Genomic DNA, 14,194 nt, shown 5'->3' on the forward strand with positions numbered 1-14,194 from the left:
TCGCGCCGCGTACGGGGGAGAGGTGGATTGCTGTGCCAGGCGAGGCTGGACCGGGTGGCGCGGGCTGGGCGGACGGACCCAACGGCGAGGTGAAGCCGTGGACGCTCGACAACAGTTGGATCGGCCGCGTGGTCGGCCAGGTCCAGGTCGACGTCAGCGCCACCGCGCTGGTGGCGGCGTTCGGATCCAATGACGTCAAGATCGAGCTCGACACGCTGACCGCGTTCAAGAAGAAGGTCGACGCGCTCCTGGCCTCGCTGGAGGGCTCGGAGGCGGCTCAGCACAAGATCAAGGAACAGAAGCTGACCGCGGGAAACCTCGGCACCGGCTTCCACGAGTCCACGGACCTGATGGCCGCGTACGACCGGACCCACGCGGCGATAGCGCAGCTCTCGAAGGCGTTCGCGGAGCAGATCGACAAGATGAGCCAGGCGGTCGCGCAGACGGCGGGCAGCTACGGCAGCAACGAGGAGCACCAGACGACGGCGGTCAACGCGGTCGCGAAGAACGCGGACGTCTACACCCCGGCCGCCGGGCCCAACGGGCCGGCGCCCAAGCAGGGTGGCGGCGGGGGATTCGCGTGACGGTCCGGGGAACGGGTTTCGGCGATACGGGGAGTAACTGATGGCAGGTGGGACCAACTTCGAGGGGATCCAGCACGTCCAGCTCAAGTCGATGGTGTCCGGCAGCGACCCGTCCAAGGTGACCAGCCGCGGCAACCAGCTCAAGGACGCCGGACGCGTACTGGACGACCTCAGCCGGGCACTGGCCGCCCATGTCGGGCAGATCCAGTGGGAGGGACCGGCCGCCGAGAACTTCAAGACGTGGGCCGGCAACCTGAACAAGTCGGCCGCCATGATCAGTGAGTACTCCAAGGGTGCCGGCGACGCGATGGTCCAGGCCGGCGAGGCCCTGAGCGGCGCCAAGACCGGTGTGCCGGAAGTGCCCGCCAAGGACGTCGACATGGTGAAGCGGCACGCCGCGCAGCCGTGCCTGCGGCCCTCGCCGTTGAGCATCACAGGGTTCGGCAATCCGACGGCGATGACCGACGCGATCATGAAGAAGGAGGACCCGACCTGGGTCTCCTCCGCTGAGGCCTCGGCGGCGCAGAAGCGGGTGGACACCGCGCACCAGGAAGCCATCCACCAGATGGAGAAGCTGGGGCAGGCGTACGAGGCGGCGACCGCCAAGCTGAACGGGCTCAAGTTGCCCGAGTTGCCAGGTGCGGGCGGGGACAAGGACGGCGTCGGCGGCAGTGAAGACGTCTGGGTCGGGGGTGGCGGCCAGACCGGATCCGGCGGCTCTGGACGGACTCCGAGCGTTGGTACCGGACGCAGCGGTGGAGGTTACAGCCCGACTGCCGGCGGCGAATACGGAAGTGGCGGTGGTTCCGTGACGCCGCGTTCGCCGGTGTCGATGCCGGATTCCCCCAAAGCTCCGGGCCACGGTACGCCGAACCTGCCCCATGGTGGCTGGGTGCCGCTGCCGAGCGACCCGAACACGCCCGGGGCAGTGGTTCCGCCGGCCACCTTCCCCGGAGACCGTCCCAGCACCGGGCTGGACAGCCTGCCGACGGTACCGACGCTGCCCGGGCAGACCGGTCCCGTCGGGCCGGCCGGTGGTGGCCCCGTGTCGCCGTACCCCCAGGGCGGCGCTCCCGGGCACCCGGGACTGCCGGGCGGCGGGCCGGGACAGTTCCCCGGCGGCGGGCCGATCCCGATGGGCGGCACCGGGCCGTTCACCAGCGGGACCACGCCGCTGAAGGGCGGCGGCGGTTCCGTTCCCGTGAACCGGACCGGCCCCTTCGGCGGCGGGAACCTGCCGGCGAAGGGCGGTGCTCCGGTACCGACCAACGGCGGGACCGTCTTCGGGGCGCGCGAGGCGGCCCAGGGGCGGGCGGCCGGTGGGCCGGGTGGCGGCGGTGGCTTCGGCGGTCCGGGCGGCGGGATGCACCCGGGCGGCGGAGGCCACGGTGGCGGTGCGGTCGGCGGTTCGCGCGGACGGGGCTACAGCTCGACCGGTGGCGGTGTGGTCGGTGGTGTGGTCGGCGGTGCGAAGAGCCCGACATCCGGTGGGGAGTTCACCCCGGGTGGCAGCGGCCTGCGCAACCGGGCGGCCGCGGCCGGGGCGGCGGCCGCCGAAGGCGCGGCGCGACCGGGCCAGAACGGCATGATGGGCCCGGGCATGATGGGCGGCGCGGGGGAGCGGCGCGAGCGTGACCGTCGCCAGCGGGCCGACTACCTGCACGAGGACGAGGAGACCTGGACCAGCGGTACTCCGAAGAGCAATCCGAGCGTGATTGAGTAGTGCGGAACGACTGCCCGGCCGCTGGGCCCACACCCGGTGGCCGGGCATTCCTGCGCGAGGCGGAGCCTCTGCCCGACGGGGAAGTGACGAGGGAGCAGTAATGCGGCGGACGAACGTACGGGTGCGCGGGCGGGGGTTCGCCGCGATGTTGCTGGCTGCGGGGGTGGTTGCCGTATCGGGGGCAACCCCGGCCGCAGCGGAGTCGATCCGCGAGAACCAGTGGCACCTCGATGCGATGAAGGCGCCGGAGATCTGGAAGATCAGCAAGGGCCAGGGCGTCACTGTGGCGGTGATCGACAGCGGCTTCAAGTTCGATCACCCAGACCTCGCAGGGCAGTTGCTGCCGGGCAAGGACTTCAGCGGGCTCCCCGGTGGTGTCGGGTCGTTCACCGAGAGCCATGGGACTGAGATGGCGGCGCTGATTGCCGGTTCCGGCAAGGGGATGGGTGGAGGAGGCGCCTACGGGCTGGCTCCCGGCGCCAAGGTGCTTCCGATCAAGATTCGGAACAATGACAACGCCACGAATGTGACCAGCTCGGACTTCCTGAAGCAGATCGATCAGGGCATCATCTACGCCGCCGATCAGGGGGCGAAGGTCATCAGCATCTCGCAGGCGAGGTCAGCCGTTTCGGTGACGGCGGAGGACCTGGCCGAATTGAAGGCGGCCGTCGATCACGCGGCTGCCAAGGGCGCGTTGGTCGTGGCTGGGGTCGGGAACTCGGCGCAGAGCGGCAACCCGATCGAGTATCCGGCGGCGTCGCCCGGTGTCATCGGCGTCGGAGCCGTGGACCGGAACGGCACGGTCACAGCGGAATCGGAGCAGGGTCCGCAGGTGGATCTCGCCGCTCCGGGAATCGAGATGTACAACGCCTGCACGGGCGCGTCCGGCTACTGCAAGGGGCACGGTACGTCCTACTCCACGGCGATCGTCTCCGCCTCGGCTGCACTGTTGTGGTCCGTCCACCCTGATTGGAGCGCCAATCAGATCGCCCGGGTCCTGATCAACACCGCCGGGAAGCCGACGGACGGATCCAATCGGAACGACATCGTCGGATACGGCATCGTCCGGCCGCGGGTGGCTCTGACGGAGCCGGGGGATCCGGGGCCGGCGGATGTGTATCCGATCCAGGAGCAACCGGTCGGGCAGCCCGCGCCGACAGCTTCCTCCGCTCCTTCGGCGACTCCGTCCGCCTCCGCTTCGGCGCCCGCATCCGCTGCTCCGGTGCCGGCGCCCGGGGAGACGGGTACGCCGGTACCGCAACAGCAGCCGGTGGGTGAGAAGGATTCCGGCAGCGGGAGCGTCGTGCCCGTCGTGGTGGCCGTGGTCGTGGGGCTGGTCCTGGTTGCGGCGGTGGTCGTCGTGGTCGTGCGGCGGCGGGCCGCGAGGCCGCAGCAAGCGGCGGCGGGCGTGGTGCCGCCCCCGCCGTCGTACGGGCCGCCGAATCCGCCGAGCGACAACCCGTACGCCAGGTAGGGCCGCGCGCGGGGACGTGACGCGGAGCGGGCGGCGCTGGGGGGCGCGGGGCGAGGGGCGGGGCGCGGGTGTCACTCGGGTGGGCGCTGTTGGGGGTGGGGCGGGGTCGTCAGGGTTGGGGGTATGGGTGCGACGGGGCAGATGCGGCGGGCCGCTGCGGCGGCGTTGATCGGTACGGCGATCGAGTTCTACGACTTCTTCATCTACGGGACGGCGGCGGCGCTGGTCTTCGGGGAGGTGTTCTTTCCCGAACTGGGGACGGTGGGGGCGCTGTTGGCGGCGTTCTCGGTGTACGCGGTGGCGTTCCTGGCGCGGCCGTTGGGGGCGGTGCTGTTCGGGCACTTCGGTGACCGGCTGGGGCGGAAGACGACGTTGGTGGTGTCGCTGCTGCTGATGGGGTTGTCGACGGCGGCGGTGGGGGTGCTGCCGGGCTTCGAGGTGTGGGGGTGGTGGGCGCCGGCGGTGCTGGTGGTGCTGCGGGTGTGCCAGGGAGTGGGGCTGGGCGGGGAGTGGGGCGGGGCGGCGCTGCTGGTGGCGGAGAACGCGCCGGCGGGGCGGCGCGGGCACTACGGGGCGTATCTGCAGTTGGGGCCGACGACCGGGTTCGTGCTGGCCAACGGGGTGTTCCTGGCGCTTCAACTCGGGCTGGACGAGGGGGCGTTCCGGTCCTGGGGCTGGCGGGTGCCGTTCCTGGCGTCGTTGGCGCTGGTGGCGGTCGGGCTGTTCGTTCGGCTGCGGCTGGAGGAGACGCCGCTGTTCCGGGGCGAGGCGCGGAGCGGGGCCGAGCGGGCGCCGGTGGTGGAGGTGCTGCGCGGGCACTGGCGGACGGTGCTGGTGGGGTGCGGGGCGATCACCGTGGGGTACGCGCTGTTCTACCTGACCACCACGTACGCGCTGGCGTACGCGACGACGGGGCTCGGGGTGCCGAGCACGGTGGTGCTGTCGATGCTGCTGGCCGGTGCGGCGGGCAAGGCGGTGACGGTGTGGCTGAGCGCGCGGCGCAGCGACGGGTGGGGGCGGCGCCGGACGCTGCAGGGGGCGACGGTGCTGGCGGCGGTGTGGGGACTGGTGCTGTTCCCGCTGCTGGAGACGGAGCGGCGCGGGCTGATGTTCGTGGCGCTGGCGGGGGCGATGGTGGTGCTGGGGTGCCTGCTGGGGCCGCTGGCGGCGTTCCTGCCGGAGCTGTTCCCGACCCGGGTGCGGTACACGGGGGCGGCGCTGACGTACAACCTGGGCGGGGTGGTGGGCGGGGCGACGACGCCGCTGATCGCGACCAGGCTGACCGAGGCGTACGGGACGGCGGAGCCGGTCGGCTGGTACCTGGCGGCGTGGGGTGCGGTGGCGCTGATCTGCCTGCGGATGCTGCCGGAGACCAGCGGAACGGACCTCGCGGTGGCCGGTGTGCCGCGCAGCCGCAAGGCCGGGACCGATTTCCCAATCGGCCCCCCGGCCGTGTAATGTCTTCCTTGTTCGAGCGGGCGGCGGAGCGGAAAGCGAAGCCGGAAGCGAGAACAGGGAACAGGCCCCTATAGCTCAGTCGGTAGAGCGTCTCCATGGTAAGGAGAAGGTCTGCGGTTCGATTCCGCATGGGGGCTCGGTCAGGACCTCCGCCTTCGGGCGGGGGTCCTTTTCGTTGTGCCCACGTGCCCGAGCGCCCGCGGGCCGCATGCTCGGGCGCCCGCGTGGCCGGGTGGTGAGACGGTCCGCTGAGACGCTCTGGCAGGTCGGGTACGGAATGCGCTCTGATGGTGCGTCATCGGCCGCGTTCCCCAGCCGGGCGGGGCTGTGGGCGGACGCCGACCTGGAGGGTCTCATGGGTGTGCGCCTCGTCGTGGTGGACGACCACCGGCTGCTGGCGGAGGCGCTGGCCACCGCGCTCCAACTGCGCGGTCACCGGGTGCTCGCGGTGGGCTCGCCGGCCTCGGCGGCGGCCGATCTGGTGGCGGGCCGGCGGCCGGAGGTGTGCCTGCTGGGAGTGGCCGCGCCGGGGGAGCCGGGGGCGTTCGACGGGCTGCGGCGGATCCGCCGGGAGCGGCCCGAGGTGGCCGTGATCGTGCTCGGTCCGGTCGGCGAACTGCGGGGCGTGGCGGGGGCGTTCGCGTCGGGTGCGGCCGGGTACGTGCCGAGCGACGAGCGGATCGAGGTGGTCGAGCGGGCGATCGCACGGGCCCGGGCCGGCGAGGCGGCGGTCGCGGTGGAGGTGCTGCGGGGCGCGTTCGACCAGTTGCTGAGACCGGCGGCCGAGCCGGACGACGAGGCGGTGCGGCTGCTGCGGCTGCTGACCCGGCGGGAGGTCCAGGTGCTGGCCCGGATCGCGGACGGCGAGGACACCGCGGCGATCGCGGCGGGGATGCGGATCGCGGCGAGCACGGCCCGTACGCACGTCCAGCGGGTGCTGATGAAGCTCGGCGCGCGAACCCGGCTGGAGGCGGCGGCGGTCGCGGCGCGCACCGGTCTGCTGGAGCGGATGGCGCGCGGCTGACGGGAAGCCGTCGGGCGGGTGGACGCGGGTCGTGCGCCCGGGCGGAAGCGGGGCGAACCCGGGCGGAAGGGGCGGGCGGAGCGGCGTCCCGGATGGTCCTGAGCACCCCCGGCGGCCAGGGAGAATGGGCCGAAGTCGTACGAACGTCCCCGATGGCCCGCCGACGGCGGTCCATCGCCCGCTGGAGGTCGCATCATGAGTAAGTACCTGGTCACGGGTGGCGCCGGCTATGTCGGCAGTGTGGTCGCCGCCCACCTGCTGGAGGCGGGGCACCAGGTGACCGTCCTGGACGACCTCTCGACCGGCTTCCGCGAGGGCGTGCCGGCCGGTGCCGAGTTCGTCGAGGGCCGGATCCAGGAGGCCGGCAAGGTCCTGGACGCCTCCTTCGACGGGGTGCTGCACTTCGCCGCCTCCTCGCAGGTCGGCGAGTCCGTCGCGGACCCGGAGAAGTACTGGCGCAACAACGTCGCCGGCTCGCTGGAGCTGATCAGCGCGATGCGCGCGGCGGGCGTGCGCAAGCTGGTGTTCTCGTCGACCGCCGCCACCTACGGCGAGCCGGAGTCCGTGCCGATCGCCGAGACGGCCCGCACCGCGCCGACCAACACCTACGGCGCCACCAAGCTCGCCGTGGACCACCTGATCACCAGCGAGGCCGTCGCCCACGGCCTGGCCGCCGTCTCGCTGCGCTACTTCAACGTGGCGGGCGCGTACGGCGCCTACGGCGAGCGGCACGACCCCGAGTCGCACCTGATCCCGCTGGTGTTCCAGGCCGCCCTCGGCCAGCGCGAGCACATCGCGGTCTACGGCGACGACTACCCGACCCCGGACGGCACCTGCATCCGCGACTACATCCACGTCGCGGACCTGGCCGACGCGCACCTGCTGGCGCTGGACGCCGCCAAGCCGGGCGAGCACCTGATCTGCAACCTGGGCAACGGCAGCGGCTTCTCGGTCCGCGAGGTGATCGAGTCGGTCAAGCGCGTCACCGGCCGGGAGATCCCGGTGGTGGTCTCCGGCCGCCGCGCCGGCGACCCGGCCGTGCTGGTGGCGTCCGCCGAGCGCGCCCACCAGGAGCTGGGCTGGACCCCGCGCCGCCCGAACCTGGACGACATCGTCGCCGACGCCTGGAAGTTCACCCTGGAGAAGAACGGCCTGTAGGCCCGCCGGCTCCGCCGCTGCACCGGGCGCCGCCCCCCGTACGGTCGAGGGGGCGGCGCCCCGGCGTTTCCGCGGCCGGTCGGCGGCGGTTCGTCGAGGCACCAAGTCACGCCAATTTCGCACCTCCTGACGAAACTTCACCAAACCCCCACCGAGCCAGCGCCCACCCCGTACGCTGATTCCGGTACCGGTGGGGGCCGGCACCTCGGCGCTTCCGGATATCCGGGAGGCGGTCGGCGCAGGAGCGCCCGGACAACGACGGCGGGACGTGGGGCGCCGTCCCGGACGCGGGGCCGGAGCTGAGCAGGGGGGAAGTCACGATGGGGCGGATCCGCGTCCTGGTGGTCGACGACCACCGGATCTTCGCCGAGGCACTGGCCGCGGCGCTCGCCGCCGAGCCCGATGTCGAGGTCGGCGCGGCGGGCAGCGCGGCCGCCGCGGAGCGCGCCCTGGAGCGTGCCGCCACCGAGGGGCGGGCGTTCGACGTCGTCCTGGTGGACGCCGATCTCGGGGTGGCCGAGGGCGGGGCCGTGGCCGCGCGCAAGCCCCGCCAGCCGGGAGCCGACCCGCCCGACGCGCTGCGCCGCCGCCCCGGACCTGCCGTGCCCTCGCCCCGCCGCCCGCCGACGGTCCCGGCCGCCGGCCCGCCCACGACGCCGGGCCCGGCCGGCTCCCCCGGAGGGGCGGCCCGCTACCCGGCCGCCGCGCGACCGGTCGGCCCGTACCAGGAACCGCACCCCGCGACGGCGACCCCGTCCACCACCCAGGCGCCCCCGGCGGCCGGGCCGTCCGCCGCCCCGGTGCCCGACGGCATCACCCTGCTGGCCCGGGTCCGCCGTCACCACCCCGGTCTGCGGGCGATCGTCCTGGCCACCGCCGACGACCCGCAGCGGGCCGCCCGCGCCCTGCACGCCGGCGCCACCGGCTGGGTGGCCAAGGAGAGCTCGCTGGCCCGCCTGCTGGCGGTGATCCGGGGCGTGCTGCGGGACGAGACCCATCTGCCGCCCGCGCTGCTCACCGGGGTGATCCGCGAGCTCACCACGGCCCGCCGGGACCGCACCGAGAGCGAGCGCCTGGTCGACACGCTCACCCCGCGGGAGAAGCAGATCCTGCGCTGCATGGTCGCGGGCCTCGGCCGGCAGGCCGTCGCCGAGCGGCTCTACCTCTCCCCGCACACCGTCCGCACGCACATGCAGAACGTCCTCGGCAAACTCGGGGTGCACTCCACCCTGGCCGCCGTCGCGGTGGCCCGCCGGGCGGGCGTCAGCCCGTCCGAACTCGCCGCCCCCAACGTCCCGCCGTCCGTCGCCACGTCCACCTCTCCCGGCGCCGGCTGATCCGCCCGTCCGTCACACCCAGGTACCGGCCCGGGGCCGTCCCCGCCGCCGGCTCAGGTCCGTCAGGTCAGGGAACTCCGGAGGACAGATGTCGCCGCACAGCACTTCCGCACGCCCGCACGCGGCCCAGCAGGGCGCGAACGAGGGCGCGAACGAGGCCGTGAGCGCCCCGGGCGCCCGCCCGGACACGCTGTCCGGGAGCTCCGATCCGGCCTCCGGCAGCCCCGCCGCACCGCCGACGGGGCTGCGCACCCTGGTGGTCGGTGCCGGGGCGGCCGGCACCGCGCTGGTGCGCGACCTCGGCCGGGCCCCGGAGTTCGGCCTCGCCCCGATCGGCCTGCTCGACGACGACCCGGCCAAGGCGGGCCAGACGGTGGGCGCCGTTCCGGTGCTCGGCACGCTGGCCGAGCTGACCGCCCTGGCCGTCGAGCACCGCGCCCACGTCGTCGCGCTGGCCATCCCCGGGCTCGACCCGCGCCGGGTCCGGGAGCTGGCCACCGCCGCCGCAGCGGCCGGCGCCGCCGTCCGCTACCTGCCGTCCTTCCTCGCCGCGCTGCGCCGCGAGGTGGTCGGCTCCGACATGCGCAGCCTGGACGTCAACCGGCTGATCGGCCGGCACGAGGTGCACGTGGTCTCCGCCGACGTCCGGGACGTGATCGAGGGCCGGCGGGTGCTGGTGACCGGTGCCGGCGGCTCGATCGGCAGCGAACTCTGCCGCCAGGTGCACGCGTTCAATCCCAGCGCGCTCTACATGCTCGACCACGACGAGTCCAATCTGCACCGGTTGCAGCTGGAGATCTGGGGCGAGGCGCTGCTGACCGACGAGTCGCTGGTGATCGCCGACATCCGGGACCGGCCGCGGATCCAGCAGATCTTCCGCGACCTCAAGCCCGAGGTGGTCTTCCACGCCGCCGCCCACAAGCACCTGCCGCTGCTGGAGCGCCACCCCAGCGAAGCGGTGAAGTCCAATGTGCTGGGCACCGACCACCTGGTGGAGGCGGCGCTGGCCACCGGCGTCGAGCGGTTCGTGCTGATCTCCACCGACAAGGCGGCCGACCCGACCTCGGTGCTCGGCGCGAGCAAGCGGCTGGCCGAGCTGATAGTCCGGGCGAACGCCCGGGACGCCCGAGCCCTGGGCACCGGGGTGTTCTCCGCGGTGCGGTTCGGCAATGTGCTGGGCTCGCGCGGCTCGCTGCTGTCGGTGTTGGCCGAACAGCTGCGCAGCGGCGGCCCGGTAACGGTCACCCACCCCGATGTCACCCGGTTCTTCATGACCATCGAGGAGGCGGTCGGCCTGGTGCTGGAGTCCGGCCGGATGGCGCGCGGCGGCGAGGTGTTCGTGCTGGACATGGGCGAGCCGGTGCGGATCGTCGACCTGGTGCACAACTTCGCCGAGCAGGTGCAGCTGGCCAGGGACGAGGTGGAGATCCGCTACACCGGGCTGCGGGCGGGGGAGAAGCTCAACGAGGCGCTGTTCTCGGAGGGCGAGGAGCGGCTGCCGACCGAGCACGCCCGGATCTACGCCACCGTCGCGGACGCCGCGGCCGGGCCGGAGGACCTGGCCGGCGGGCTGACCGGGCTGTACCGGGCGGCGGCGGTGAACAGCGACGACGAGGTGCGCCGCCGGCTGGCCGAGCTGTTGCCGGGCTACCGGACGCCGGAGCCGGCCCCCGCCCCGGTGCCCGCGCTGAGCGCGCCCTACCCGGACGGGTTCTGAGGCGGGCCCTGCGGGAGGCCGCCGGGCCCTACGGGATGTTGTCGAAGGGCGCGACCAGCTGCCGCAGCAGCCCGGCGAGCTCGCCCTGCTGGGCGGAGGTCAGCTGGGCGAGCAGTTCGCGCTCGTGCGCGAGCAGCCCGGCGAGCGCCTGGTCAGCGCGGTCGCGTCCGTCGTCGGTGAGCCGGACGAGGACGCCGCGCCGGTCGTCCGGGTCGGGCAGCCGCTTGACCAGGCCCTTGCCGGTGAGCCGGTCGATCCGGTTGGTCATGGTGCCGGAGGTGACCAGGGTCTGGGTGAGCAGCTGGCCGGGGGAGAGCTGGTACGGGGAGCCGGCCCGCCGCAGCGCGGTCAGCACGTCGAACTCCCAGGGCTCCAGACCGTGCTCGGCGAAGGCGGTCCGGCGGGCGCGGTCGAGGTGCCGGGCGAGCCGGCTGACCCGGCTGAGCACTTCGAGCGGTTCCACGTCGAGGTCGGGGCGTTCCCTGCGCCACGCTGCGACCAGCCGATCGACCTCGTCCTCCATGGCGATCAGTGTATCGGGGGTTGTGTCGATGTGAAGTCTCTTGACATCGAGAAGTCCAGTCCCGAAGCTGGCATGGATATCTTGATATCGAGATACTTGCGAGGCCGATCATGACCGCCCCCGTCTGGGACCCCGAGCAGTACCTGCGCTTCGCCGACGAACGGACCCGGCCGCTGCACGACCTGCTCGCCAGGGTGCCCGCCCTCCCGCACGAACCCGCCCCGACCGTCCTCGACATCGGCTGCGGCCCCGGCAACTCCACCGCCGTCCTGCGCCAGCGCTGGCCCGCCGCCCGGATCACCGGGATCGACAACTCCGCCGAGATGCTCGCCGCCGCCCGCAGCGGGGGCGAGCCCACCGCCGACTACCTGCTCGCCGACGCCGCGGACTACGACCCGGCGGGGGCCGCACCGGACGCCGTCGTCTCCAACGCGACCCTGCAGTGGGTTCCCGGGCACATCGAGCTGCTGCCGCGCTGGGCGGAGGCGCTGGAGCCCGGCGGGGTGATCGCCTTCCAGGTGCCCGGCAACTTCGGCTCGCCCAGCCACACGGCGCTCGCCGAACTGCGCGAGAGCCCCCGCTGGCGGGCCGTCCTCGGCGCGGAGGCCACCCGGTCCGGCGTCCACGAGCCCGCCGCGTACCTGGACGCGCTGGCGGGCGCGGGCTGCGACGCCGACGTCTGGGAGACCACCTACAGCACCCTGCTCACCGGGCCGGACCCGGTGCTGGAGTGGGTCAAGGGCACCGCCCTGCGGCCGGTGCTCACCCGGCTCGGCGACGCGGCCGAACGGGCCGCCTTCCTCGCCGAGTACGGCGCGCTGCTGCGCGAGGCCTACCCGGCCGGGCCGCACGGCACCGTCTTCCCGTTCCGCCGGATCTTCGCCGTCGGCGTGAAGCGGGCCTGAAGCGCTCGGGCCCGGGCCGGCGCCCTCAGGCCTTGCGCTCGCCGACCAGCTTGGGGTGCCGCTCCATCCCCTCCAGGCCGTGCCAGGCCAGGTTCACCAGGTGGGCGGCCACCTCGGCCTTCTCCGGCTTGCGCACCTCCAGCCACCACTGGCCGGTCAGCGCGACCATCCCCACCAGCATCTGCGAGTACATCGGCGCCAGCCGGGCGTCGAAGCCGCGCGCCTTGAACTCCAGGCCCAGGATGTCCTCCACCTGGGTCGCGATGTCGCTGATCAGCGAGGCGAAGGTACCCGTCGACTGGGCCACCGGGGAGTCCCGGACCAGGATCCGGAAGCCGTCCGTCGAGGTGTCGATGTAGTCCATCAGCGCGAACGCCGCCTGCTCCAGCAGCTCGCGCGAGTGCCCGCCGGTCAGCGCCCCGGTCACCATGTCGAGCAGCAGCTGCATCTCGCGGTCGACCACCACCGCGTACAGCCCCTCCTTGCCGCCGAAGTGCTCGTACACCACCGGCTTGGACACCCCGGCCCGCTCGGCGATCTCCTCCACCGAGGTGCCGTCGTAGCCGCGCTCGGCGAACACCGTGCGGCCGATCTCCAGCAGCTGCTCCCGGCGCTGCTTGCCGGTCATCCGCACCCGGCCGCCGCGCCGGCGCGGCGTGGCCGCAGCGGCGTCCGGCCCGGCGGCGGCACGCGGACGGGCCTGCGCCGGACCGGGCGCGGCGTCCGTCCGCGTGCTTTGGTGGCCGCCTGTGCTGTCTGCGCTGCTCCCGTTCACCCCTACATCATGCTGCAGGTGCGCCCTCATGCGGCGCGGCGGGCGGCGATCCGCTGCGCGTCCGGCCAGCGGACGTCCCGGACCCAGCCCGCCAGCTCGAACCAGCGGATCAGCCGGGCCGAGGAGTCGAGCTGTCCGCGCAGGACGCCGTGCCGGGCCGAGGTGGGGTCGGCGTGGTGCAGGTTGTGCCAGGACTCGCCGCAGGAGAGCACGGCCAGCCACCAGACGTTGCCGGAGCGGTCCCGGGAGCGGAACGGCCGGCGGCCGACCGCGTGGCAGATCGAGTTGATCGACCAGGTGACGTGGTGCAGCAGCGCCACCCGGACCAGCGAGCCCCAGAAGAAGGCGGACAGCGCGCCCTGCCAGGAAAGCGTGACCAGCCCGCCGACCAGCGGCGGCAGCAGCATCGACAGGGTGGTCCAGAGCCAGAACAGCCGGGAGATCCGCCTTATGGCCGGGTCGCGGACGAGGTCCGGCGCGTACTTGAGCTGCGGGGTCTGCTCCTCGTCGAAGAGCCAGCCCATGTGGGCCCACCACAGGCCCTTGAGCAGTGCGGGGACGGTCTCGCCGTAGCGCCAGGGCGAGTGCGGGTCGCCGTCCTTGTCGCTGTACCGGTGGTGCTTGCGGTGGTCGGCCACCCAGCGCACCAGCGGGCCCTCGATCGCCAGCGAGCCGGCCACCGCGAGGGCGAGCCGCAGCGGGCGGTTGGCCTTGAAGGCGCCGTGGGTGAAGTAGCGGTGGTAGCCGACGGTGATGCCGTGGCAGGTGAGGAAGTACATGACGGTGGCGATCGCGACGTCGGTCCAGCCGAGGCCCCACCCCCAGGCCACCGGGACGGCGGCGACCAGGGCGGCGAAGGGCACGGCGATGAACAGCGCGAGCGCGATCCGCTCGGCGGCGCCCTGCCGCTCCCCGCCGCGGGTGGCGGAGATCTGTCGCGCCCCGGTCCCGGCGTCCGGGACGGCGGAGGCGGGGTCGGAGGCGGAGGCGGGGTCGGGGGCGGCGGTGGCGGACGGGTCGGGGGCGTCGGGTCCGGGGGCGGAGGAGTCGAGGGGGCGCGCGGAATCGGCGTGCGCCTCGCCGGCCTGGATGGTCATGGGCGTCCCTTGCGGGGGAGAGGACGGAGGCTACGTTGGCGTAACCTACGGAATCGTAGGTTGCGCTCCGCCACCGAGGGAATACGCAGCCGGGCGGCGCTTGAGTGAATTCACCCGACTGGATGGATGACATCCGGTTCTCGGACGGGGCCCCGGCGGGCAGGCCGGAGGAGGTAGATGTGACGGCCCATTCCCCGTAGTCTTGGCGAAGCGCGTCCCCGGGAACGGGAACGGACGCGCCGGTCCCGGATCGTCTAAGGGCAGGACAGCTGGTTTTGGTCCAGCTTATGGGGGTTCGAATCCTCCTCCGGGAGCCATCTCAGGGCCGGTCGGCCCGGCCGGTGGCGCGGTCGGCGGGCGACGGTCCCCGGGGCCGGAGGAACGGTCATGCTCCGCGCACTATCCTCGAAGCGGCCAGG

Annotated in this window: 12 protein-coding genes and 2 tRNA genes; 11 read left to right on the plus strand and 3 right to left on the minus strand. The window is 73.5% G+C overall.

Annotated elements, in window-relative coordinates:
- The first annotated feature begins 32 nt into the window (after nucleotides 1–32).
- The 9 genes from ACFU74_RS09410 (at nucleotide 33) to ACFU74_RS09450 (ending at nucleotide 10,475) form a co-directional block, all read left to right on the plus strand.
- Entirely contained in the window at nucleotides 33–584 is a 552-nt protein-coding gene (locus tag ACFU74_RS09410) for a hypothetical protein (RefSeq protein ID WP_380754243.1), read from the plus strand.
- A gap of 40 nt (nucleotides 585–624) precedes the next feature.
- A complete protein-coding gene (locus tag ACFU74_RS09415) occupies nucleotides 625–2,307 on the plus strand; it encodes a WXG100 family type VII secretion target (protein ID WP_380754246.1) in 1,683 nt (560 codons plus the stop codon).
- A gap of 100 nt (nucleotides 2,308–2,407) precedes the next feature.
- Nucleotides 2,408–3,781 carry a type VII secretion-associated serine protease mycosin gene (mycP, locus tag ACFU74_RS09420; RefSeq protein ID WP_380754249.1) on the plus strand — a complete coding sequence of 458 codons (1,374 nt, stop codon included), beginning with the start codon at nucleotides 2,408–2,410 and terminating at the stop codon, nucleotides 3,779–3,781.
- 123 nt (nucleotides 3,782–3,904) lie between these two features.
- Nucleotides 3,905–5,239: an MFS transporter gene (locus tag ACFU74_RS09425; protein WP_380754252.1), complete on the plus strand. Its 1,335-nt coding sequence runs from the start codon at nucleotides 3,905–3,907 to the stop codon at nucleotides 5,237–5,239.
- Between the two features lie 64 nt (nucleotides 5,240–5,303).
- Nucleotides 5,304–5,376 (plus strand) — tRNA-Thr (locus tag ACFU74_RS09430).
- Nucleotides 5,377–5,594: 218 nt separating this feature from the next.
- Nucleotides 5,595–6,263: a LuxR C-terminal-related transcriptional regulator gene (locus ACFU74_RS09435; protein WP_380754255.1), complete on the plus strand. Its 669-nt coding sequence runs from the start codon at nucleotides 5,595–5,597 to the stop codon at nucleotides 6,261–6,263.
- 195 nt (nucleotides 6,264–6,458) lie between these two features.
- Nucleotides 6,459–7,421: a UDP-glucose 4-epimerase GalE gene (galE, locus tag ACFU74_RS09440; RefSeq protein WP_380754258.1), complete on the plus strand. Its 963-nt coding sequence runs from the start codon at nucleotides 6,459–6,461 to the stop codon at nucleotides 7,419–7,421.
- Nucleotides 7,422–7,741: 320 nt separating this feature from the next.
- Complete coding sequence (locus tag ACFU74_RS09445) at nucleotides 7,742–8,758, plus strand: LuxR C-terminal-related transcriptional regulator (protein ID WP_380754261.1); 1,017 nt, start codon at nucleotides 7,742–7,744, stop codon at nucleotides 8,756–8,758.
- Between the two features lie 88 nt (nucleotides 8,759–8,846).
- Nucleotides 8,847–10,475: a polysaccharide biosynthesis protein gene (locus ACFU74_RS09450; protein WP_380754263.1), complete on the plus strand. Its 1,629-nt coding sequence runs from the start codon at nucleotides 8,847–8,849 to the stop codon at nucleotides 10,473–10,475.
- 28 nt (nucleotides 10,476–10,503) lie between these two features.
- Here ACFU74_RS09450 and ACFU74_RS09455 read toward each other — a convergent pair whose 3' ends face one another.
- Nucleotides 10,504–10,998, minus strand: coding sequence for a MarR family transcriptional regulator (locus ACFU74_RS09455; RefSeq protein ID WP_320435994.1), 495 nt, complete (start codon nucleotides 10,996–10,998; stop codon nucleotides 10,504–10,506).
- A gap of 110 nt (nucleotides 10,999–11,108) precedes the next feature.
- Between ACFU74_RS09455 and ACFU74_RS09460 the strand changes: the two genes are divergently transcribed.
- A complete protein-coding gene (locus ACFU74_RS09460; protein WP_380754266.1) occupies nucleotides 11,109–11,903 on the plus strand; it encodes a trans-aconitate 2-methyltransferase in 795 nt (264 codons plus the stop codon).
- A gap of 25 nt (nucleotides 11,904–11,928) precedes the next feature.
- Here ACFU74_RS09460 and ACFU74_RS09465 read toward each other — a convergent pair whose 3' ends face one another.
- Nucleotides 11,929–12,531: a TetR/AcrR family transcriptional regulator gene (locus ACFU74_RS09465; RefSeq protein ID WP_350551889.1), complete on the minus strand. Its 603-nt coding sequence runs from the start codon at nucleotides 12,529–12,531 to the stop codon at nucleotides 11,929–11,931.
- A 173-nt stretch (nucleotides 12,532–12,704) separates the two neighbouring features.
- The gene (locus ACFU74_RS09470; RefSeq protein ID WP_380754269.1) at nucleotides 12,705–13,775 is read right to left on the minus strand and encodes a fatty acid desaturase; all 1,071 of its coding nucleotides are present in this window, start codon (nucleotides 13,773–13,775) and stop codon (nucleotides 12,705–12,707) included.
- Nucleotides 13,776–14,018: 243 nt separating this feature from the next.
- Here ACFU74_RS09470 and ACFU74_RS09475 point away from each other — a divergent pair.
- Nucleotides 14,019–14,092, plus strand: a tRNA-Gln gene (locus tag ACFU74_RS09475).
- Nucleotides 14,093–14,194: the final 102 nt, after the last annotated feature.

The organism is Kitasatospora sp. NPDC057500, assembly GCF_042802195.1.
Lineage (GTDB): Bacteria > Actinomycetota > Actinomycetes > Streptomycetales > Streptomycetaceae > Kitasatospora.